21 protein-coding genes are annotated in these 22503 nt (G+C 33.9%); 2 read left to right on the forward strand and 19 right to left on the reverse strand.

Annotation, left to right across the window (positions count from 1 at the left end):
- Positions 1 to 3: 3 nt before the first annotated feature.
- From lon to LN736_RS00745, 19 genes are all read right to left on the reverse strand, one after another.
- The gene (gene lon, locus LN736_RS00655; protein WP_150357957.1) at positions 4 to 2325 is read right to left on the reverse strand and encodes an endopeptidase La; all 2322 of its coding nucleotides are present in this window, start codon (positions 2323 to 2325) and stop codon (positions 4 to 6) included.
- A 202-nt stretch (positions 2326 to 2527) separates the two neighbouring features.
- A complete protein-coding gene (clpX, locus tag LN736_RS00660) occupies positions 2528 to 3817 on the reverse strand; it encodes an ATP-dependent Clp protease ATP-binding subunit ClpX (RefSeq protein ID WP_229980430.1) in 1290 nt (429 codons plus the stop codon).
- Between the two features lie 19 nt (positions 3818 to 3836).
- On the reverse strand, positions 3837 to 4421 hold the full coding sequence (gene clpP / locus LN736_RS00665) for an ATP-dependent Clp endopeptidase proteolytic subunit ClpP (RefSeq protein ID WP_150357955.1): 585 nt from the start codon (positions 4419 to 4421) through the stop codon (positions 3837 to 3839).
- Between the two features lie 53 nt (positions 4422 to 4474).
- Complete coding sequence (tig, locus tag LN736_RS00670) at positions 4475 to 5773, reverse strand: trigger factor (RefSeq protein ID WP_150357954.1); 1299 nt, start codon at positions 5771 to 5773, stop codon at positions 4475 to 4477.
- Positions 5774 to 5993: 220 nt separating this feature from the next.
- On the reverse strand, positions 5994 to 6791 hold the full coding sequence (locus LN736_RS00675) for a sugar phosphate isomerase/epimerase family protein (protein ID WP_229980432.1): 798 nt from the start codon (positions 6789 to 6791) through the stop codon (positions 5994 to 5996).
- Between the two features lie 80 nt (positions 6792 to 6871).
- Positions 6872 to 7651: a hypothetical protein gene (locus LN736_RS00680; RefSeq protein ID WP_179977919.1), complete on the reverse strand. Its 780-nt coding sequence runs from the start codon at positions 7649 to 7651 to the stop codon at positions 6872 to 6874.
- A gap of 382 nt (positions 7652 to 8033) precedes the next feature.
- Positions 8034 to 8618, reverse strand: a complete 585-nt coding sequence (pyrE, locus tag LN736_RS00685; RefSeq protein WP_150357952.1) for an orotate phosphoribosyltransferase — start codon at positions 8616 to 8618, stop codon at positions 8034 to 8036.
- A gap of 10 nt (positions 8619 to 8628) precedes the next feature.
- Positions 8629 to 9519, reverse strand: a complete 891-nt coding sequence (locus LN736_RS00690; RefSeq protein WP_150357962.1) for a dihydroorotate dehydrogenase — start codon at positions 9517 to 9519, stop codon at positions 8629 to 8631.
- 40 nt (positions 9520 to 9559) lie between these two features.
- A complete protein-coding gene (locus LN736_RS00695; RefSeq protein ID WP_229980434.1) occupies positions 9560 to 10333 on the reverse strand; it encodes a dihydroorotate dehydrogenase electron transfer subunit in 774 nt (257 codons plus the stop codon).
- Positions 10334 to 10361: 28 nt separating this feature from the next.
- Positions 10362 to 11222, reverse strand: coding sequence for an orotidine-5'-phosphate decarboxylase (gene pyrF, locus LN736_RS00700; protein ID WP_150357950.1), 861 nt, complete (start codon positions 11220 to 11222; stop codon positions 10362 to 10364).
- 25 nt (positions 11223 to 11247) lie between these two features.
- A complete protein-coding gene (locus tag LN736_RS00705; RefSeq protein ID WP_229980436.1) occupies positions 11248 to 12435 on the reverse strand; it encodes a dihydroorotase in 1188 nt (395 codons plus the stop codon).
- A 41-nt stretch (positions 12436 to 12476) separates the two neighbouring features.
- Positions 12477 to 12908: an aspartate carbamoyltransferase regulatory subunit gene (locus LN736_RS00710; RefSeq protein WP_150357948.1), complete on the reverse strand. Its 432-nt coding sequence runs from the start codon at positions 12906 to 12908 to the stop codon at positions 12477 to 12479.
- Between the two features lie 13 nt (positions 12909 to 12921).
- Positions 12922 to 13842 carry an aspartate carbamoyltransferase gene (gene pyrB, locus LN736_RS00715; protein WP_150357947.1) on the reverse strand — a complete coding sequence of 307 codons (921 nt, stop codon included), beginning with the start codon at positions 13840 to 13842 and terminating at the stop codon, positions 12922 to 12924.
- Positions 13843 to 14211: 369 nt separating this feature from the next.
- A complete protein-coding gene (locus tag LN736_RS00720) occupies positions 14212 to 15531 on the reverse strand; it encodes an MFS transporter (RefSeq protein ID WP_150357946.1) in 1320 nt (439 codons plus the stop codon).
- Positions 15532 to 15609: 78 nt separating this feature from the next.
- Positions 15610 to 16758 (reverse strand): galactonate dehydratase, encoded by a 1149-nt coding sequence (dgoD, locus tag LN736_RS00725; protein ID WP_150357945.1) that lies wholly within the window; start codon positions 16756 to 16758, stop codon positions 15610 to 15612.
- 53 nt (positions 16759 to 16811) lie between these two features.
- Entirely contained in the window at positions 16812 to 17765 is a 954-nt protein-coding gene (locus tag LN736_RS00730) for a phosphoglycerate dehydrogenase (RefSeq protein ID WP_150357294.1), read from the reverse strand.
- Positions 17762 to 18346 (reverse strand): 2-dehydro-3-deoxygalactonokinase, encoded by a 585-nt coding sequence (locus tag LN736_RS00735; protein WP_179977922.1) that lies wholly within the window; start codon positions 18344 to 18346, stop codon positions 17762 to 17764. The genes LN736_RS00730 and LN736_RS00735 overlap by 4 nt, the downstream gene beginning before the upstream one ends.
- 160 nt (positions 18347 to 18506) lie before the next feature.
- Complete coding sequence (locus LN736_RS00740) at positions 18507 to 19253, reverse strand: IclR family transcriptional regulator (RefSeq protein WP_150357291.1); 747 nt, start codon at positions 19251 to 19253, stop codon at positions 18507 to 18509.
- 158 nt (positions 19254 to 19411) lie between these two features.
- Positions 19412 to 19939: a cysteine hydrolase family protein gene (locus tag LN736_RS00745; protein WP_150357290.1), complete on the reverse strand. Its 528-nt coding sequence runs from the start codon at positions 19937 to 19939 to the stop codon at positions 19412 to 19414.
- A gap of 152 nt (positions 19940 to 20091) precedes the next feature.
- On the opposite strand from LN736_RS00745, the gene LN736_RS00750 reads away from it, so the two are divergent.
- Together LN736_RS00750 and LN736_RS00755 are read left to right on the forward strand one after the other, a co-directional pair.
- Positions 20092 to 20646, forward strand: coding sequence for a hypothetical protein (locus LN736_RS00750; protein WP_150357289.1), 555 nt, complete (start codon positions 20092 to 20094; stop codon positions 20644 to 20646).
- A gap of 175 nt (positions 20647 to 20821) precedes the next feature.
- Positions 20822 to 22501 (forward strand): NAD-dependent malic enzyme, encoded by a 1680-nt coding sequence (locus LN736_RS00755; RefSeq protein WP_268905676.1) that lies wholly within the window; start codon positions 20822 to 20824, stop codon positions 22499 to 22501.
- Positions 22502 to 22503 lie beyond the last annotated feature (2 nt).

Below are 22503 nucleotides of genomic sequence, written 5' to 3' on the forward strand. Positions count from 1 at the left end.
CACCTAATCTCTGGTTAAAAGCGAATTTTTCAATACTACATCTATGTTGTCTGCCAATATATATTTCATCTTGTTTTTAACTGTATTGGGAATTTTCAATAGATCATTTTTATTTTTTTCAGGAATTATAACCGTATCTATACCAGCCCTATATGCTGCAAGGCTTTTTTCTTTCAATCCTCCTATAGGAAGAACTCTTCCTGTCAAAGTTATTTCCCCTGTCATGGCCACATTGTGCTTTATTTTTCTTTTACTTAAAGCAGATATCATAGCAGTAACCATAGTCACACCTGCCGAAGGACCATCTTTTGGTACTGCACCTTCCGGAACATGTATATGTAAATCATAATTTTTGTAAAAGTCACTTTCAATTCCATACTTATGTGAATTGGCCCTTATATAACTGTAACCAGCTTTAGCCGATTCCTTCATAACATCTCCCAGTTGACCCGTAAGCTGCAATTTGCCACTTCCAGGCATAACAGTAGCCTCTATAGGAAGAGTATCTCCTCCATATCCGGTCCATGCCATTCCCATGACTACTCCAACCTTATCTTCTTCATTTGCCTTATCATAGGTAAATATTTCAGAACCAAGGTAGTATTTAACCTTAGTTACGGTTATACTTATGGACTTTTTACCTTTTTCCATCATTTCTGATATAGCTTTTCTTATAAGGGATGCAACTCTTCTTTCCAGGCTTCTGACCCCAGATTCCCTAGTATAATTATCTATCAACTTATATATGGAAGAATCTGAGAAAGCAATCTCATTATTTTTAACTCCGTTTTCTTTCAATTCTTTAGGTACCAGGTATTTTTTACATATATTAAACTTTTCCTCAGAAGTATACCCAGATACTTCTATTACCTCCATTCTGTCAAAAAGGGGCCTTGGAACAGTTTCAAGGGTATTCGCAGTAGTTATGAACATCACATTGGACAGATCAAAATCCAGTTCAAGGTAATGATCCCTGAAGGTACTGTTTTGCTCGCTGTCTAATACCTCTAGAAGTGCATCTGCTGGATCTCCTCTGAAATCGCTGCTCATTTTATCTATTTCATCCAGTAAAAACAGTGGATTTTTTGATTTTGCCTGTCTCATGCCATATATTATTCTTCCTGGAATAGCTCCTACATAAGTTTTTCTATGTCCTCTGATCTCTGCCTCATCCTTCACTCCCCCCAATGACATTCTCACAAAATTTCTGTTTAAAGCATGGGCTATAGACTTTGCAATAGAAGTCTTCCCTACACCTGGAGGTCCTACAAGACAAAGTATTGGTCCTTTAAGAGACTTGTTCATTTTTTTAACTGCCAGATACTCAATTATCCTATTTTTAACATCTTTTAATCCATAGTGATCCTTTTCAAGTATTTCTCTGGCTAATTTTATATTTAAATTATCTTTAGTCTCAATATTCCATGGAAGACTCAATATCCAGTCCAGATAAGTTCTTATTACTCCTCCTTCTGAAGAATAAGAACCTGTATTTTTAAGTCTATCCAACTCATATAACGCCTTATCTTTAACACCTTTAGGCAATTTAGCTCTAGTTATCTTATTCTTATACCTCTTTATTTCTCTTTTGTCTTCATCTTCTTCCCCTAGTTCCTCCTGTATAGCTTTTAACTGTTCTTTCAGATAATATTCCTTTTGAACTTTATCTATTTTGTTTCTTACCTTAGCGCCTATTTTCCTTTCCAACTTCAAAATTTCTATTTCATTTACCAATATGGAAAGCAATTTTTCAAGTCTTTTTCCCACATCATAGCATTCAAGAAGTTCCTGCTTTTTTTCCTGTTTTAACATCAGATAGGAACTCACAGTATCAGCTAATCTTCCAGGACTGTTTAACTCTTCCAATGTTATTATAGTTTCTACCGGTATATTTCCAGATAACTTTATATATTCATTAAAATTTTTTTCTATAGCTCGCACAAGGGCTTCATAATTTTTATCCTCGCTATAATTTTTATCCTCTATTACTTCAACTTGAACTTTAAAAAATGGATCTTCACTGATATATTTTCTAAGCACTGCTCTGGATTCACCCTCTACAAGTACTCTCACTGTATCTCCAGGCAATTTCAATATCTGCTTTATATTACAAATTGTACCTGTTCTAAATATATCTTCTTCTCCAGGTTCTTCAGTTTTTACATCCTTCTGTGCAGTCAAAAATATTCTCTGCTCTGTAAGCATGGCATCTTCAAGTGCAAGTATTGATTTTTCCCTACCTACATCAAAATGCAGAACCATATACGGAAATATAGTAATACCTCTCAACGGAATTAGAGGAAGATCTCTTAAATTTTTATCCATATCTCTCTCCTCCTTTTAAAAGATTTTATAGTACAATAACATTTTCTGCTAACAAACAACAGATTAATTTATTATAACTATAAAATATATTTTTTTCAATTACCCTGTACTTTATCCACAATCATTTTATTGAATTAAACATAGATAACCTAAACTTTACCTAAAAAAGAGTACCGGAATCAGTACTCTTTTTGATATGAAGCTATGCAGTTTCAGGACCTTTTCGCGTTCTGGATTTTTTTAATTTAATAGGAGTTCTCTTCCCATTTTCAGCATTTATAACCTTTGGTTTTCCCTTTAACACTGCATTTTTATCTATTATTACCTTACATATTTCCTCTCTCGAGGGAATATCAAACATTATGTCTTTCATAGTTTCTTCTATAATAGCTCTAAGTCCTCTTGCTCCTGTGTTTCTCTCTAATGCCTCTTCCGCTATCGCATCCAATGCCCCATCTTCAAATTCCAGTTCTACATCATCAAATTCAAAGAGTTTTTTATATTGTTTAACAAGTGCATTTTTGGGTTCCTTCAAAATACTTATCAATGCATTTTTATCAAGCGCATCTAAAGTTACTATAATTGGAATTCTTCCTACAAACTCCGGTATAAGACCATACTTCAAGAGATCTCCTGGCATTATCTCCTTTAGAAGCTTTCCTACGTCCTTTTCCTTTTTAGATTGTATATTTGCACCAAAACCAAGAGTACTTATTCTAGTCCTTCTCTCTATTATACTATCTATACCGTCAAAAGCTCCACCGCATATAAATAATATATTAGTGGTATTGATCTGAATAAATTCCTGATGAGGATGTTTTCTTCCCCCCTGAGGTGGCACTGAAGCTACAGTACCTTCCAGTATCTTTAAAAGTGCCTGCTGTACACCTTCTCCCGACACATCCCTAGTTATAGATGGATTTTCTGATTTCCTAGCTATCTTGTCTATTTCATCTATATAAACTATTCCGCGTTCAGCTCTTTCTATATCATAATCAGCATTCTGTATAAGTTTTAACAATATATTTTCTACATCTTCACCCACATAGCCAGCTTCTGTAAGCGTAGTAGCATCTGCAATAGCAAAAGGTACATTCAGAAATCTTGCCAGAGTCTGAGCTAAAAGTGTTTTACCAGATCCTGTAGGTCCAAGTAAAAGTATATTACTTTTCTGTAGTTCTATATCATCACTTTCCTTATTAGAATTTATCCTTTTATAATGATTATATACTGCCACTGCTAGTGACTTCTTTGCATCTTCCTGACCTATCACATATTGATCAAGATAATTTTTTATTTCTATAGGCTTTGGAATTGAAGTCATGTCTATCTGTACATCTTCCTCAAATTCATCACTTATTATCTCAGAACAAAGCTCTATACATTCATCACAGATGTATACACCAGGTCCTGCAATTAATCTTCTAACTTGATCTTGTGTCTTACCGCAGAATGAGCACTTAAGTTGCTTTTTTTCATCATTTTTTGCCATTTCTACACCTCACTAAAGGTTATTTCTTTTTTGTAATAACTTCATCTATTAAACCATAATTTTTGGCTTCTTCTGCCGACATAAAGTTATCTCTCTCTGTATCACTTTCAACTTTTTCAAGAGGCTGACCTGTTTTCTCGCTTATTATAGTGTTTAGTTTTTTCTTTATTTTTAGTATTCTATTTGCATGAATTCCTATATCAGTCGCCTGCCCTTGAAATCCACCAAGAGGTTGATGTATCATTATCTCTGCATTTGGAAGTGCAAATCTTTTTCCCTTTGCACCAGCTGTAAGCAAAAATGCACCCATAGAAGCTGCCATTCCTATGCATATAGTGGACACATCTGACTTTATATACTGCATTGTATCATAAATTGCCATTCCAGAGGTTATAGATCCTCCTGGGCTATTTATGTAAAGATATATGTCTTTATCTGGATCTTCAGCTTCCAAAAACAGCAATTGTGCTACCACAAGGCTAGCCGTTACATCATTTACTTCCTCACTTAACATTACTATCCTATCCTTTAAAAGTCTAGAATAAATATCATAGGATCTTTCTCCTCTATTTGTCTGTTCTACAACTACTGGTACTAAACTCATAAATCTCTCCTCCTTTATACTATATCTTAAATTAGTATATATTAAAAAATAATTTATATCGCCTTACTACTATCCACCAACATATTTACTACCTTGCCATTCATTACATCTGTTTTCAAATATTCTTTCTGGCTATCGAGAATAAGCTTTGACATCTTTTGAATCTTATCCTCTTCTTTGCTGCCATACTGTTTAGCCATATCCTTTGCTCTCTCTAAAAGTTCCTCATCTTCCACTTTTATATCTTCCACTTTAGCTATTTCTCCAACAACTAAATCCGTTTTAACTCTCTTTTCTGCTGTTTCTTTCATATAATTTCTAACTTTTTCTTCTGTATTATTTGTATATTGATAATAAGTTTTAAGATCTAACCCCTGGTATTTCAATTTCATCTCTAAATCCTTAAGCATATTATCAACTTCTTTTTTAATCATAACTTCTGGTATATTCACTTCTGCATTTGAACAAACCGCATCTAAAACTGCTTCCTCAAATTCCCTGTCAGCTTTTAATTGATTTGCCTCCTGTTTCTTACTTCTTATGTCAGCCTTAACTTCCTCCAAGGTATCAAATTCAGATATTTCCTTCGCAAATTCATCATCTAGCTCCGGTAATTCCTTGATCTTTATTTCATTGACTGTAACTTTAAATACAGCTTCCTTTCCATTTAAATCCTCTCTTCCATATTCTTCGGGGAACTTCACATGGACATCCTTGGAATCACCAGTCTTTAGTCCAATAAGTTGATCTTCAAAATTATCTATGAAAGTTCCTGAACCAATTTCTAATTTATAATTTTTTCCTTCTCCACCTTCAAATTCTTTGCCATCCACTGTTCCCTTAAAATCTATTACGGCTATATTTCCCTTTTCTACAACTCCATCTTCTTTTGTTTCTATTCTAGCATTTTTCTGCTGCATTGTCTCTAATTCTTTTTCCACATCTTCCTCTGTCACTTCATATGTATTCTTTTTCACTTCAAGACCTTTGTATTCTCCAAGTTTTACTTTTGGAAACACAGTTACAGTTGCCGTATATACAAAATCTTTATTATCACCTATCTGAACTATATCAATTTGAGGATAATCCACAGGTTTTATGCTGTTTTCTTCCAGTGCCTTGGGATATGTATCATCACAGCAGAAATTTATAGCATCTTCATAAAAAACTCCTTCACCGTAATATTTCTTTATTATGTTCATTGGGGCCTTGCCCTTTCTAAAACCTGGTATATTAAACTTTTTGGCATTTTTCACAAATGCTTTTTTCATTGCTTCATTAAATTTTGAAGATTCTACAGTTATCTCTAATTTTACAACATTTTCTTCTATCGTTTCCTTCTTAACATTCATTACAAAATTCCTCCCACTAATTACTCTGTATGCTTATATCAACTATGCTATTATATCATATATCCATTCACATTTATATATTATACTTTCCACTTTTACTCATTGACCATAATTTAATTTCAATATTAAGAATAAATTATTAATTTGTACCTTTATATTATATATTTTACCACTAAAATTATAATATTCGTATTATAATTTCATATTAAGCAAACAAATTTCATAGTTTTTGACTGCAAATAATATTCCAGATATAGTTTTGGGACTCTTTCAGCTGACAATAATCTTTATAATTATCACTATATACTTCAATTATACCCACTTTATTATATCCTATTTCCTTTAACTTACAAAGTATTTTTTTATAATCCACATCTCCTTTTCCCGGAAGAAGGCAGGAATTTTTATCGTCTCTGTCATTTAGATGAAGATTTTCCATAGCACTTCCCATGACGTCTATATATTCTTCAGGTGTCCTGCCCGCTCTATAAGCCTGTTTTATATCCAGAGTAAAATATATGGGATTACTGCATTTTTCCCTAAGCTCATACAAAAAATCAGTATTGCTGGATAAACACCAGAAAACATTCTCCTGGCATAATTTTATACCCTGTTTTCCTGCTGCGTATGTCAACTTATTATAAATGTCAAAAATAAAACTGCTGTGAACCTCTTGTAATTTTCTATACTTCATACCGTGAAAAGTATAGCATTTAGCTCCCAGCAATTTTGCTAATTTACAAACTTTTTCAAATTTTAAAAAAGCATCATCCCTTCTTCTTTTATACTCATCAAATAAATAGGGTTCAAAAGAAGAAGAAAATGCATGAACTGAATTGATAACAAAATCATTTTTTAACTTTTGTTCCAAAAGCAACTTTCCAAAACTTTCTTCATACTCACTATCGCTGTTTAAAAATATCTCTCCCAATTTAAATCCTAAATTTCTCATTATAGTTATACTGTCTTCCGTATTTACATATGGATAAAAACTGGCAGATGACAATCCTATATCCATAATACCTCCTAAATTAACAAGCTAGTTATTATTGTCCACTGTACTACAAGAATACCCAGTCAGCAAGGTACATACCCCACCTACTGGGTAACAGAACCTGCTGCATTTACATAAACAGTTGCGCCATCTTCGATCACTGTAAGTCCCTTCTCGGTTAATCTCTGAAATTTTATATTTTCTCCCTGTATACCTTGAACCATAATGTGACTTTTATTCTGTATATTCTCTATCCACACATATTTTGAGGTCTTACCTATCCATGGTAGTTGACTTATATATGCGATATTATTGTCGTCCAAAAATTTCGGTGATAAACACCATATATAAGATGGATTGCTGGATATTTGGGCATTTTTTTCTATCACACTGCCGTTAGTAGATACATATTTAGGATTTGTTATATCCTGTTTATTGCCATTTATATCTACTAGAAGTATACTTTGAGATTTGCTGTCAAATAGCACTATATTTTTAGCAGAGGGACTTATATCATAATTTCCATTTCCAGGAGTGACACTTTTAAATTTTCTATCGCTGCCCTTACCTTCGTATGCCAAATTTACACTCTTGCCATCACTCAATTTTATTTTATAATTTTCTTCTTTTTTTACTGATTTGGATTTCTGATCTGTCGAAGATACCTTTGCACCATGGCTACTGTCCTTTACCTGTTTATTTTCAGCAGAAATATTACTTTTTACTTTATTTGTTTCCTTTACTGCGGCTTTAAATGCCCCTCTTATATAAATTACAGCTAAAGCTATTATTAATAAACACGCTATCACAAGTATAATCAAATTTCTCTTGCGTCGTCGCATTTTCTTCTCATATTCTTTGCTAAAAATACTTGGCTTAACCACTCAAAAATTCCTCCTATACTCAGTATTAAAATTATAAACTTAACCAATCATCATAGATAAAAAAACCATTCTAATTTTTTATCTATAATACATAAATACTCGTTATTTATTATAACTCAAAATCCTAAGAAATAGTACTAATTTTTTGTGAACCTTTCCAGATATATTTAATCTATTGCATCCACTTTATTTATCAAGTGATTCTTGGGTTCAGATGGAGTTTGCCTATAAGAAATACTTTTCTCCAGCTGAACCTTAGCAGAACTTATCCAGGCGCGTAGCAGTGCTTATCGTAAGCTTTAAGAAGTTGGGAGTATTAGCAATGTTAGCGTTCGGATAAAGCTAAGCCCTACTTAATTTATTTAAATAGACTTAACTGAGCTTAAGAATTACTCGATTTAAACACTCTACTCCCGGGCTTCACATATTCCATTCCATCCTTACACATAGGACAATCTTCTACATCATAAGTGCTTATGTCTAACTTTACTGCACTATATACAGGATAGGGTATATCTATATCTTTTGCTCTCCTGTCAACTATACAGCATATACCTATAACCTTACCTCCCAAATTATCTACAACTCTGGCAACTTCCAGTGAAGACTTCCCCGTAGTCACCACATCTTCGGAAATCAAGATCTTCTCTCCCGGATTTATCTCAAAACCTCTTCTTATAGTCATATCTCCATTTTGTCTTTCTGCAAATATCCCGGGTTTTCCAGTCTGTCTTGCAAGCTCATAGGAAACTATTATTCCACCCATTGCAGGCCCTACTATTTTGTCAAAATAGACACCCTTCAACTTTTGTACAACAACTGCCAATACTTTTTCCGCCCTATCCGGATATTGCAAAAGTTTAGCACACTGACAGTATCTATTGCTGTGCCTCCCTGAAGAAAGTAAAAAATGTCCCTCTAAAAGTGCCCCGGATTCTTTCAAATTATCTATAACTAAATTGCTCATAATTTTCCTCCTAGATTATTCCTCTTATTTCTTCTAAATCCTCTATTTTTTCCTCTGCCGCATATTTTTCAAGCCCCTCTATTATATCCAGACATATGTCAGGCTTAATGAAATTTGCAGTTCCAACTTGAATCGCACTGGCACCTGCCATGATAAATTCCACCGCATCCTCCCAACTGCATATTCCACCTATCCCAACTACAGGAACATTTACTGCCTTTGAAACCTCATACACCATTCTAAGAGCTATGGGCTTTATTGCAGGTCCTGAAAGCCCAGCAGTAATATTATCAAATACCGCTTTCTTATTTCTTACATCTACAGCCATGGCCTTAAAGGTATTTACAAGAGATATACTGTCTGCCCCTGCTTCACAGCAATTTAAGGCCATATCCACAATATCTTCTGCATTGGGCGACAATTTTACCATAAGAGGTTTACTGCATTTTTCTCTGACCGCTTTTACTACTTCATTGGCCACCCGGGATTTTATACCAAAAGCCATACCGCCGTTTTTCACATTGGGGCATGATATATTGAGTTCTACAATATCCACATCTGAATCACTCAGCTTTTCCACGGCCTCAATATATTCCTTCAAAGTACTTCCCCCCAGATTGGCTATTACAACTGTGTCAAATCTTTTCATCTCAGGCAGCTCAATTTCTATAAAATGATCAACACCTGGGTTTTGAAGTCCCACACTGTTTAATATACCCCCTGTAGTTTCGAAAATCCTAGTGCCGTAATTTCCCTCCCTTTTATTCAGTGTAATGCCTTTTGAACATATTGCCCCCAATTTTGACACATCGTAGATAGCATTGTATTCCTCTCCAAATCCAAAAGTTCCCGATGCAGCAATTACAGGATTCTTAAGTTTCACGCCGCATATATCCAGCAATTGACCAAACTCCCTTCCAAATAAAATAAACAGTTTCAACTTACCATACCAGCTCCCGGCCTGAAAAAACAGGACCATCTTTACATACCTTTTTATTTCCAAAAATTGTATTACAGGCACATCCCAAACAGGCCCCGATCCCACAGGCCATACGTCTTTCCATGGACATATACACTGCTACCTTTTTTCTCACACAACCTTCCGCCACTTTTTTCATCATGACTTCAGGTCCACAGCACAGTACCATATCATAAAATTCCGGTTTAAATCCCTCCGTGACAAAACCTCTTTTCCCATATTTACCCGATTCTGTAGTAATATATACATTATCAACAAGGGATCTGAATTTTTCTACAGAATATATTTCATCTTTAAATCCTGCATACAAATCCACTTTCAAATTTTTTCGATTTTCACTGCTGATTAAATTGTGATTTATCATGTCCACGACAAGATAAAACATTGGAGCAATACCTATTCCACCAGTTATTACGGCAATGTTTCCCTCCAGTTTTTTCATATTGAATCCATTTCCCAAAGGCCCCAGGAGGTTAATTTTATCCCCTCTTTTTAAATTGCACAGTTTCTTGGTTCCATTCCCTATTACCCGATACAGGAAAGTTATTTTATTTTTTTCCAAAGCATGTATGCTTATGGGCCTTGACAACACAGGTTCCTTTTCCCAGCATCTCAGCATATAAAACTGGCCTGGGTTTCCCCTGAAACTACCGCTGACTTCAAGTTGATATATATTGTCGCTTATTTCTGTGTTTCCATATACTTCCTTACATGTATAATTTAACTTATCTTCCAATAGATTTTTTCTCCATTTCTCTCCATTATTATCTTAATTTCCATATATCTTCTCTCATTTTAATGCACGCTTCCCTGGCACATTCTCCATAGTTTTTTTCACCCATTTCCCTGTTCTTATAGGCAAGTAATATACCTCTGGAGGAGTTCACCACGCCGCCGTTGCCATTTTTAAGATAAACTGAAATATCCTCAGCTTTTCCACCTTGTGCTCCGTATCCGGGTATTAAAAAAAAGGTAGTATTCAAATTGCTTCTAAGCTGAGCTCCCTCTTCCTGATGAGTGCAGCCTATTACACCGCCGATACTGCTGTAACTGCAGTTCCCCAGATATCTTTTGCCCAGGTTGTTTATTTTTTCTCCCACTATTTCATATAATTTTCTCTTTTTTTCCGTATTTACATACTGTAAATCCCTAGCACCCCTGTTTGAAGTTCGTATAAGTATGAAGAGGCCTTTATTTTTGCCTGCAATATAAGGTATATAGGGCTCTATGGTGTCAAACCCCATATATGGATTGAGAGTGATAAAGTCACTCTCAAAATCTCCATTAAAGTGGGCTCTTGCATACATTTCAGCTGTCTTTGCTATGTCTCCCCTCTTAATATCGGCAATAACTATGGCATGCCTGCTCCTTATATATTTCAAAGTCCTGCTATAAGCTCTAATACCCTCAATTCCCAGGGCTTCATAGTAGGCAATCTGCACCTTATAACAGGCAGCTACATCAAAAGTGCTGTCTATTATATTTCTGTTGAATTCAAATACTGCATCCTCTGCACTTTCACAGGATTTCACTATATTTTTAGGTATGTATTCCAGGTCTGTATCCAGACCTACGCATACATTTCCCGTCTTCTCCACTCTGTCATATAATTCATCTATAATCATAAATAACCCCCTCGAATCAAAAATATCAAATTTCCTGTTCAAACACAGTCTTTCCTGCTTTTATTGTTTTAATCACTTTACCAAATACCCTACGTCCTTCAAAGGGAGTATTTTTACCTTTGGATTTAAATTCACAGCTTCTTATTATATAATCCACGTTTAAATCTACCAAAATCAAGTCTCCATCATATCCTGGAGTTATAAGTCCTTTTTGGACCTTCAATATTCTGGAAGGATTTCTGGACATCAACTGTGAAAGTCTATTTAAAGTTATGTGACCTCCCCTAACAAGCTTTGTATAACACAAGCTGAAAGCTGTCTCTATACCTGATATCCCAGCTGCACCTCTTTGCTTATCTTCTTTCGTATGAGGTGCATGATCCGTACTTATAGCATCTACCCAGCCTTTTTTTATACTGTCCACGAGGTAATTTACATCCTCTGCATCTCTTATGGGAGGATTCACCCTGTAATTGTTTCCTGAAAGGACTATATGATGAGGAGTAACTTCACAAGTTATATTTGCCCCATTGCTTTTAGCCCTTATTATATATTCCATGGATTCTTTGGTGCTTACATGGGCTATGTGCACAGGACATCCTGTATATTCCGAAAATGATATATTTCTCCAGGTCATTATATTTTCCGCCAGCCTCATGTCAATGTCCGAAAGGGATCCATCCTCTGAATGGCACATTACTATCTTTCCCAGTTTTCTAGCCTTCATCATAGCTTTCAGCATAATTCCGCCATTCATGACATCTTTTCCGTCTTCAGATATTATTTTTACATCTCCGCTGAGTTCATCCAAATGACTTATATCCTCTCCATCAAAATTATTGGTTATAGTGGCACATTGATGTGCATCTATCAGTCCCACTTCTCTGATTCTTTTCAATACATAATTTATAGTTTTCATGCTGCTGCAGGGGGGATTCGTATTTGCCATGAGATTTACCATGGTATACCCCCCTCTGACTGCAGCCCTGCACCCACTTTCTATATCCTCTTTATCTGTAAATCCCGGTTCTCTAAAATGCACATGCAAATCTACCAAGGATGGCATTAGAACTAACCCTTTAGCATCTATTGTCCTGCAATTTCCTTCCAGATTTTTTCCAATTTTGTTTATAACTCCATTTTTTATATACACATCTCCTAGAAAATCCTGAGAACAATCCACTACCCTGGCATGCCTTATAAGAAGTTCCATTTATAATCATCCTTTCACGCACTCTAATCCTACTGTATACTTTATAGGGATATATTTTCATATATCTGATCACAGTATTCACATCTGTATTCCCCTGTCTTTTCATCCACCAGGTTAAAAATATGAGGTATATTTTTTTCTACAGAAGTTACACATCTTGGGTTTTTACATTCTATTATATTCTCCACCCTGCGCGGCAGCTTTAATTTTATTTTTTTATATATGGATTCATCCTTTATTATATCAATTGTTATGTTTGGATCTATAAACCCAAGTACATCAAAGTCCATTTCCAGATTGTTTTCTATTTTTATAATGTCTTTTTTCCCAAGCTTTCTGCTTTCAGCATTCATTATAAGAGCCACAGAATAATCAACTTTATCCAGCTCAAGATACTTATATATTTTCATTCCAAATCCAGCCTTTATATGATCAATGACAATTCCGTTCTTTATACTATTTATAGTAAGCATTATTCATTACCCCCTATTGAATTCCAAGTAATTTCATCATAAGAGCCATTCTAACGTACATGCCGTATTTCACCTGTTTAAAATAACAGGCCCTGGGATCCCTGTCAATTTCATAAGAGATTTCATTTACTCTCGGCAGTGGATGCAGCACTATCATATCCTCTTTCGCTCTGGACATCTTTTCTCTATCCAATATATAGCTGTCCTTCAACCTTACATAGTCCTCTTCATTAAAAAATCTTTCCTTTTGAACTCTTGTCATATAAAGAATATCCAAAGAGTCTATAACATTTTCCAAATTACTCGTTTCACTGTATTCAACATTCTTATTGTCCAGCTCTTTTTTTACATAATCGGGTATTTTCAATTCCTTGGGAGATATCAATGTGAAGCTGTTTCCTTCATACCTAGACATGGCTTTAATAAGCGAGTGTACTGTTCTTCCAAACTTTAAATCTCCACAACATCCTATCTTCAGATTGAACATTGTTCCTTTTATAGATTTGATAGTTAAAAGATCTGCAAGAGTTTGAGTAGGGTGCTGGTGCCCTCCATCTCCCGCATTTATAACGGGTATAGGGGAGTACATAGATGCAATTTTAGGTGCTCCTTCTTTTGGATGCCTCATAGCAGCTATATCCGCATAGCAGCCAATTACCCTTATGGTATCCGCTATGCTTTCACCTTTTGACACGGAACTTGAACGTGCATCTGAAAACCCTATTACCTTTCCGCCCAGTCTCATCATGGCTGATTCAAAGCTCAACCTGGTTCTAGTACTGGGTTCATAAAATAACGTAGCCAGTAACTTTCCCCGACATACCTGAGAGAATTTTTCTTCTCCCGAAATTATCTCATTGGCTAATTCAAATATTTCATCAAGCTCTTCTGTCGAAAAATCCATGATGTCGATTAAATGTCTTCCTTTTAACATTTTCCTTCCTCCTTCTCAGTATCTCTGTACTAAAATTAAAGGTTCAAAAAAGTGTCTCCTCAATTTGGAAGACACTTTTACTGAATATTATATAATATCTTAAATCATTACTAAGCCTTCCCAGTTTCTCTGAACTAGTTTTAAAGGGCTCCTACTATTTAATTTACCGTAGCTTAGAATAACACAATTTTAGTTTCAAGTCAATATTTAATTCATTTTTTGTGTTGTTAACTTGTGATAATGTCATCTTAAGATTAACTTTATAAAACGTCAATTTCAACTAAACTATAAAATTATATTAACACATTAATAATAACATTGGTGAATCACATAAGAAAATTACAGTATGTTTTTATGAATTCTAGATTATTAGCCATTAACCTTTATTCTTTCAACTTTTCCTACTAAGAATATGTAAGACAAAGCTCCCAAAAATGTAATCACACCAATTAATATAATAGCCGGTTGAAAGTTTCCCCCCTTGACAATAAATCCAATAGCTAATGGTATAAAAATCGATGATAAATTTCCTATAAAATTAAATACACCTCCTGTTAACCCTATTAATTCTATAGGAGCTATTGTAGATACAAAAACCCACGTTATTGATGCTAGTCCATTTCCTAGAAAAGCCAATGTCATAAACAAAACAACAAGCGATGGACTTTCAACAAAATTCGCTGCTACTATTGATGTTGATAATAATAGCCCAAATATTATAGGTGTTTTTCTTGCTATCCCAACTGACACACCTTTTTTAATTAAAGAATCCGAAATTATTCCAGAAATTATTACACCACAAAATGCTGCTAAAAATGGCAGTGAAGCTAAAAAACCCATTTTAATAAAACCTAAATGTCTATATTCTACCAAGTAAGTTGGAAACCAAGTTAGGAAAAACCATAATGTTGAACACACTGCAAATTGTCCTATATATATACCCCATAATTTACGACTAGTTAATACAATCTTAAAATCATTTATGGTAAATTTACGCTTAATCTTTCCCTCTTCATTTTTATTAGATATATCTACTATTGCTCCACCTTTTCGAATAAAATTAAGTTCCCGTTCATTAATCCATTTGCTTGCCTTAGGATCTCTATATAAAAAATACCATCCTGCAGCCCATAACATCCCAATCACTCCTGTAATGACAAACAAGGCTCTCCATCCAAAAATATTTTGAAGTGCAACTAATAAAGGAGTTAAAAATGCTAATCCAACAAACTGCCCTGATGTGTAAAATCCTATAGCAGATGCTCTTTCATTTTCTGGAAACCATGTAGTTACAACTCTATTATTAGTTGGAAATGCTGGTGCCTCAAAGATTCCCAATGATATTCTTAATCCTAAAAATGACGGAAATCCCTTAACAAAAGCTTGTAATAACGTTGACAATGACCACATTCCTAATGATATCGTATTCATTACCCTTGATCCAAACTTGTCCAAACATATTCCTCCTGGAATTTGCAAAAGTGCATATGCCCAACCAAAAGCCGAAAATATTAGTCCAAGTTGTACTGATGATAAATGTAATTCTTTACTAAACATTGGGGCAGCAATGGATACATTACTTCTATCCATGTAATTAATTATAACACATACAAAAACCATTGCTAATATTATCATTCTTGCTCTTGTAGGTTTTGTATTTTCAATTCTTATATTTTTACCAGTTTCCATATTTATCGTTCCCTTCTAAATATTATTAAGGTAAATCTAAAACACTATACAAAAAGTTTATATCTATCTTTCCAAAAACTACCATTCCGATATACTTCCATCATTATGTCTCCATATAGGATTTCTCCAGTTATGTCCTATCTTAGCCATCTTATCTACATAATTCTCATTAATTTCAATTCCAAGGCCAGGCCCATTAGGTATTTTTACATACCCATCGTTATAATCAAAAACTTCTTTATCCTTAAGATAATCTAACAAATCTGCTTTAACATTATAATGAATTCCCAAACTCTGCTCTTGAATAAATGAATTATATACAGTTGCATCAACCTGTAAACATGCCGCAAGTGCTATTGGTCCTAATGGACAATGGGGAGCTGCTGCAATATCAAATGCTTCTGCCATAGATATTATTTTTTTACATTCAGTAATTCCACCAGCATGAGATAGATCTGGCTGAATTATATCTACATATCCATCTATAAATACTTTTTTGAAATCCCATCTAGAAAACATTCTCTCCCCAGTGGCAATTGGTATACTTACAGCATTTGCGATATCTCTTAGGGCTTCATTATTCTCTGGCAATACTGGCTCTTCTATAAACATGGGTTTATATGGTTCTAATTCTTTTGCAAGAACTTTAGCCATTGGCCTGTGTACCCTTCCATGAAAATCTATTCCAATTCCAATGTCAGATCCAAGAGCTTCCCTTATCATAGCTATTCTTTCAACTGATTTATTTACTTTTTTATATGAATCAACAATTTGCAGTTCCTCAGAGCCATTCATTTTTACCGCCGTAAATCCTGCATTAACAGCCGACTTAGCTGCTTTAACAACATCCGAAGGACGATCTCCGCCAACCCATGAATAAACCTTAATCTTATCTCTACATTTTCCTCCCAGTAATTGATATATAGGAACATTAAAATATTTCCCTTTTATATCCCAAAGGGCCTGATCAATTCCTGCTATTGCACTCATTAATATAGGTCCACCTCTATAAAATCCTGCACGGTACATAATATTCCAATGATCCTCAATTTTCATTGGATCTTGATTAACCATATAATCCATAAATTCTATTACTGCAGCTTTAACAGTTGAAGCTCTTCCCTCAACTATTGGCTCCCCCCATCCTGATATTCCTTCATCAGTATTTATTTTTAGGAATAACCATCTTGGCGGTACTTGAAATAATTTATAACCTGTAATTTTCATAATAACCCTCCATAATATATTAAATTAATATTAAAATAATAATTTTTATTGAATTACACTATTATATTGTCTGGCGTTTCATTATTTAATTTTTTTACCACATTCCAAGAACATGTAGTACTTACTGAGTCTATAGCTTCTTTTGAATATGATGCTATATGAGGCAAGATAACAACATTATCTAATTTCAGCAAAGGATTTCCTTTTGCTGGTTCTTTTTCAACAACATCTAAACCAGCACCTGCCAAATGCCCATTAATAATATTCTTATACAGAGCATCTTCATTTATGATTCCACCTCTTGATGCATTGATTATAAAACTTCCTTTTTTCATTATTGACATCTGGGGTTCATCTATAAGATTTCTCGTACCCTTGTTTAGAGGAATATGCAAAGTTAAAAAATCCGAATTTTTAAGAATATATTGAAATCCTGATAATTGTACTTTATCATAATTATCTGGCAATTTATTTATAAACGGATCGTATGCTATAACTTTCATGTCAAATCCTAAAGCCCTTTTCGCAACCTTTTTACCTATTGCACCAAATCCTATAATACCTAAAGTCTTATTATGCACATCAACGCCAATAACTTTTGTCCATTCTCCACACTTTACTATATTTGAGGCATATGATAACCTTCTTGCAATGTCAATAATCAATCCAAAGGTCGTATCTGCTACCGCATCAGAATTTACACCTGCTACATTAGTTACACAAACATTATTCTTCTTAGCTGAATTTAAATCAATATTATCTACTCCAGTCCCATGTTTACAAATAATCTTTAAATTTTTACCTTTTTCTATTACTTTTTCAGTAATCTTATCTGCACCTACTATAAGTGCATCATATTTATCAATTACATTTAAAAAATCTTTTTCTTCCAAAAGACTTGGCTTACTTTTAAAATCATATTCTATATTATTTTGGCTCAATATTTTTAGTGGCCTATCACTCACCTGTCCAAATGATCTTGAAGTAATAAATACCTTTTTATTCAATTTAGCTCCTCCATTCTTATAAGTTCTAGAAAACCTTTTACCGCAAAGCTTTCTTTTTCCGGTTGTTGAAAAGTGTTAACAGGTATATATCTATTTAACTTTTTCATAAGAATTCTATAAATATTAGCTATTTTGTTATTTCCAACAATAGCTATACCTTTTATATCCATCCATTTATCTTCTAATATTTTCTCAAATGCTAATATAACTCCACCCATTATTACACCTTCTAAAAACGAAGTTTTTTCAACTTTATCTAATTTACTAAATATTTTCATAGTATTTACTAAATAAAGTGCCCTATTTATTCCATATTCCTTTAACGCTTGAAAACCCATTAACAACATTTCCTCATCAATCTTGTCTGTTTTACTGTCTATTGAGGTTGCTAAAATCGTACTCGTTGAAACTGCATAAAAAAGTTCCCCTGAAAACGTAGACAAAATATCTTTAATAGAGCCATGCTTAATATATACTATATGGGTATGAGATCCTGGTAAAAACACTGATACCCCATCTTCCTTCCAATCTTCCTTAACCATTGACAACATACCAAATGTTTCTATCTCTTCACCTCTCATATTATTAATAGAAGAAATATTATACCTATTAGCTACAAAATCTTCTCCGTTTTCCTTTTTGTCAACGTTTATCTACTTTTTGACTTTCAAAAGATTGTAAAAAAAAAGCACCCTTTAGGTGCAATGCAAAATTTTCCCAGCTTCTATAAAATATGTATTCCTACTTTCCTCCAAGTTTTCTAGAAATTTCATTTGCTGCATCAAACATATCTTCTATAATAGCCTCCTTGTTGGAAATTATTCTAGTCTTTGATCCAGATATGCTAATAGCAGCTTCTATATTTTTGTCCACAGTAGAAATTGTTGTGCCAATACAATATAGCCCATATTCACTCTCCTCATCATCAATAGCATAGCCCTGGCGTTTAAATTGTTCTAACTGTCTAATAAGTACATTTTTATCCGTAATTGTATGTTTAGTAACTGGTTTTAATTCAATATTTGAAAATATTTTTTCTTGTTCCTCTCTTGTCATAGCTGATAAAAATGCTTTTCCCAATCCAGTATTATATAAAGGTCTATGATATCCAGGTTGTGCAGTTGTATTAGCAGATCGATTTGAATCAATCTTCAATATATAAACAACTTCATATTGAGCACGAATAGCTAAAAAAGCTGTTTCTTGAACTTTTTGTGTTAATTTCTGTAGTATTGGTTTCGCCACAGCACCTATATCAAAAGATTCCATAGCTACTGATCCCAGCTGGATTAATCTTACTCCAAGAACATATTTCTTAGCTTCATCTCGTGCTACATATCCTGAACTATACAATGTTCTAATCAAATTAGAAGTACTGCTTTGTGGAATATGTAATTTTTTGCTTATATCTGCTATAGTCAATCCACTTTTATTTTTTGACAATAACTCAAAAATTTTTAAAACTCTATATGCTGATTTAACTTCCATTTCTTTCTCCTAAATTATTTTACGTATCTTCATCATAATATTATCTGACGTAAAACAACCTTATTTTAGCTAAAAATAATAAAACATTACTATATTTGCTATTTTATTATACATTATTAAACTTAATATTATCAAATTAACTAAAAGATTCTAATTTCTCATCTATTTATAACCTTTATCTGCATTCCCTCCATAACATCAAAAGCTTTTTCATTTAAGCTGTCATCATTACTGGCAGTACAGGATGCATCAACTATGATTTCAGCCTCTGGCAGCGCCGCTTTAGCTAAAACAGCATTGGATATAACACAGATATTGGACACAACACCAACTAACTCTACACTGTCATATCCGTTACCACTAAGATATTTCGCAAGCTCCATTGAGCCAAAAGTAGGTTTTTCAAAACACCTGGTATTTTCATCATATAAAGTGGCAACTTTTCCGTATAAATTCCATCCTTCTGTATCCACGATACAGTGTGGAACAGGCAGATTCTTTCCCTCCTGAGTATTTAGATAATTATCTCCATGGGTATCAAAAGTGAACGCCACTTCGTAACCGCTTCCCCTATATTGCTTAATCTTTTTTTCAATTCTACTTTCCAGTGCAACTGCTTTTTCAAACCCCAGACTTCCATCTACAAAATCTTTTTGATAATCCACAACTACCAGTATTTTTTTCACTGAAGATCGCTCCCTTATACACTCATATAATTTTTCTTTTATAAATAATTATATAACATCCAGTAAAAAAATCCTAATTCTAAAATTTCTTCAATATACTTTTAAGTTCAGACATCAAAATCACATTGTAAATAAAATTTAGGGGGAAATAAATGAATAAAATAAAATTTATCTATGATTTAATAGGTGTAATCAAACAAAAGGAAAATATTAAAGGCAGTTTCAACATGACAGGCGTAAAGGGAAATACTAAGCTATTTGAGATGAACAACAATAACGGATTCCATATTCATTATCACGATGATCTTTATTTTCATAACAGTACTAAATTAAATCATGAAAATAGAGTAAATAAATTTAAATTTCTATTTGATGTGTTAAATAACATTAAAATTGAAAAAAACCAAGAAAGTGGCTATACTGTTTCTCTAATTTCGAATAAAATTTCTGAAGATGTGAAAAAACTATTATTTAATATCATAAACAATCAAGCTAAGGAGAAAAATGATAATTTCTACAAAAATTTTAGTTTTGAAAAGAGCTCTGATGAATTTCATGATTTTATGAAACAGCTTCATAAATCAAACAATTTTAAACTCCATATAAAACTGTCTGTAACTGACAAATACGAAGTTAAAAAATCTGTTATGGAAATAGAAAACCCTCAGTCCAGGATGAAGCTAAATGTAAATATTGATTTAACTTGATTTAAAATTTAATTTCTCATATTTTTAAACCAAAAAACTGAAAAAATTGATCCTGTTTAGTATAATATTATATAAGGTAAATTTCAAAATAGAGGATGTAGATCAAGTAGACACTCTTGCTAGAGTGGACTTTACGGTGAATTCCCTATGCAAATTCAATTTTACTTTACACTGAATATTAAAATACAAATCAACTAATAAGGAGTGTTTACAGATGAATTATTTAAAAGGCCAGGATTTATTGAGAAACCCATTTTCAAATAAAGGAACTGCTTTTACAAAAAATGAAAGAAAAAAATATGATTTGACAGGTTTCCTTCCGGATGCCGTAAGAACTATAGAAGAGCAGGAAAAATTAGCCTACGACAGATCAAAAAACTTTGGGAGCGATCTTGAAAAACATCTTTATCTCATGAACATATATGACACCAATAGAACTCTGTTCTATTATCTAGTTGGAAAACATATCGCTGAATTTCTACCTATAATTTACACCCCAACTATAGGAGATGCTGTCATAAATTATTCCAAAAATTACGATACTCCAAAGGACGCTGTTTTTTTGTCGATAGATCATCCCGAAGATATAAAAAAATCCATTCAGGCATTCCTCAAAGATCTGGATGAAATAAAGCTTATAGTTATAACTGATGGTGAAGGCGTACTTGGCATAGGAGACTGGGGAGTACAGGGCGTTGATATTTCTATCGGCAAATTGGCAGTCTATACTGTAGCTGCAGGGGTAAATCCCAGGAATGTCCTTCCTGTAGTAATAGATATGGGAACCAATAATGAAAAACTTTTAAATGATCCCTTTTATCTGGGAAATAAGCACAGAAGGGTTACAGGTAAAAAATATTACGATTTCATAGATCAATTTGTAAAGATAAGTCTCGAATTATTTCCTGAAGCACTTCTTCACTGGGAGGATTTTGGCCGCGGAAATGCCAGAACTATTTTGGAAAAGTATAGAAAAAAAATCTGTACCTTTAATGATGACATTCAGGGTACTGGTGTGATGATGAATTCTGCCATAAACGCTGTAGCCAGGGCCACAAATATACCTGTTAAAGATCATAAAGTGGTGATCTTTGGTGCAGGAACTGCTGGAATAGGTGTAACTGATCAAATATTCCAGGAAAAGATACGAAATGGCCTATCTGAAGAAGAAGCTAAAAAACAATTTTACCTTGTAGATCGTCAGGGACTTCTTACTGACGATATGGATACTCTTACGGAGGGACAAAAAAAATATACGAGATCGAAAAATGAATTTAAAAATCCTTTAAAAAATCTGGCTGAAATAATAAGAGAAGTCAAACCCTCCGTACTCATCGGCACCTCTGGTGTACATGGTGCCTTTACAGAAGAAGTAATAAAAGCTATGTCTGAAATAAATGAAAGACCTGCCATTATGCCCATTTCAAACCCTACAAGACTCTGTGAAGCAGCGGCACAGGATATAATAAAATGGAGTGACGGCAGGGCACTCGTAGTTACAGGAAGTCCGTCAGATCCTGTAACCTACAAAGGAGTAACTTATATCATAGGTCAGGCTAATAATGCACTTCTCTATCCTGGATTGGGACTTGGCATAATAGTTGCAAAATCAAGAATAGTGACAGATGACATGTTGTCTGCCGCAGCGCACGGTATTGCATCCCTGCAGGATCTCTCAAAACCAGGGGCTCCTATTCTTCCTCCAGTTGATAAACTTAGAGAAGCCTCCAAGCTTGTAGCCATTGCTGTAGTAAAGGAAGCTGTAAAAGAGGGCTTAAATAGAAAACCTATATCTGATGCTAAAAAAGCAGTAGAAGATGAAATCTGGGAACCCTATTATACAAGTAATTCTTAAAT

The organism is Clostridium aromativorans (assembly GCF_020908015.1).
GTDB lineage: Bacteria > Bacillota > Clostridia > Clostridiales > Clostridiaceae > Clostridium_B > Clostridium_B aromativorans.

Excerpts from the sequence above, each read along its gene's own strand:
- lon (WP_150357957.1), bottom strand. The coding sequence starts at position 2,325 with ATGGATAAAAATTTAAGAGATCTTCCTCTAATTCCGTTGAGAGGTATT.
- clpX (WP_229980430.1), bottom strand. The coding sequence starts at position 3,817 with ATGGCAAAAAATGATGAAAAAAAGCAACTTAAGTGCTCATTCTGCGGT.
- clpP (WP_150357955.1), bottom strand. The coding sequence starts at position 4,421 with ATGAGTTTAGTACCAGTAGTTGTAGAACAGACAAATAGAGGAGAAAGA.
- tig (WP_150357954.1), bottom strand. The coding sequence starts at position 5,773 with ATGAATGTTAAGAAGGAAACGATAGAAGAAAATGTTGTAAAATTAGAG.
- LN736_RS00675 (WP_229980432.1), bottom strand. The coding sequence starts at position 6,791 with ATGGATATAGGATTGTCATCTGCCAGTTTTTATCCATATGTAAATACG.
- pyrE (WP_150357952.1), bottom strand. The coding sequence starts at position 8,618 with ATGAGCAATTTAGTTATAGATAATTTGAAAGAATCCGGGGCACTTTTA.
- pyrF (WP_150357950.1), bottom strand. The coding sequence starts at position 11,222 with ATGATTATAGATGAATTATATGACAGAGTGGAGAAGACGGGAAATGTA.
- LN736_RS00705 (WP_229980436.1), bottom strand. The coding sequence starts at position 12,435 with ATGGAACTTCTTATAAGGCATGCCAGGGTAGTGGATTGTTCTCAGGAT.
- LN736_RS00710 (WP_150357948.1), bottom strand. The coding sequence starts at position 12,908 with ATGCTTACTATAAATAGTATAAAGAACGGAATTGTCATTGATCATATA.
- pyrB (WP_150357947.1), bottom strand. The coding sequence starts at position 13,842 with ATGTTAAAAGGAAGACATTTAATCGACATCATGGATTTTTCGACAGAA.
- LN736_RS00720 (WP_150357946.1), bottom strand. The coding sequence starts at position 15,531 with ATGGAAACTGGTAAAAATATAAGAATTGAAAATACAAAACCTACAAGA.
- dgoD (WP_150357945.1), bottom strand. The coding sequence starts at position 16,758 with ATGAAAATTACAGGTTATAAATTATTTCAAGTACCGCCAAGATGGTTA.
- LN736_RS00735 (WP_179977922.1), bottom strand. The coding sequence starts at position 18,346 with ATGAGAGGTGAAGAGATAGAAACATTTGGTATGTTGTCAATGGTTAAG.
- LN736_RS00740 (WP_150357291.1), bottom strand. The coding sequence starts at position 19,253 with ATGGAAGTTAAATCAGCATATAGAGTTTTAAAAATTTTTGAGTTATTG.
- LN736_RS00750 (WP_150357289.1), top strand. The coding sequence starts at position 20,092 with ATGAATAAAATAAAATTTATCTATGATTTAATAGGTGTAATCAAACAA.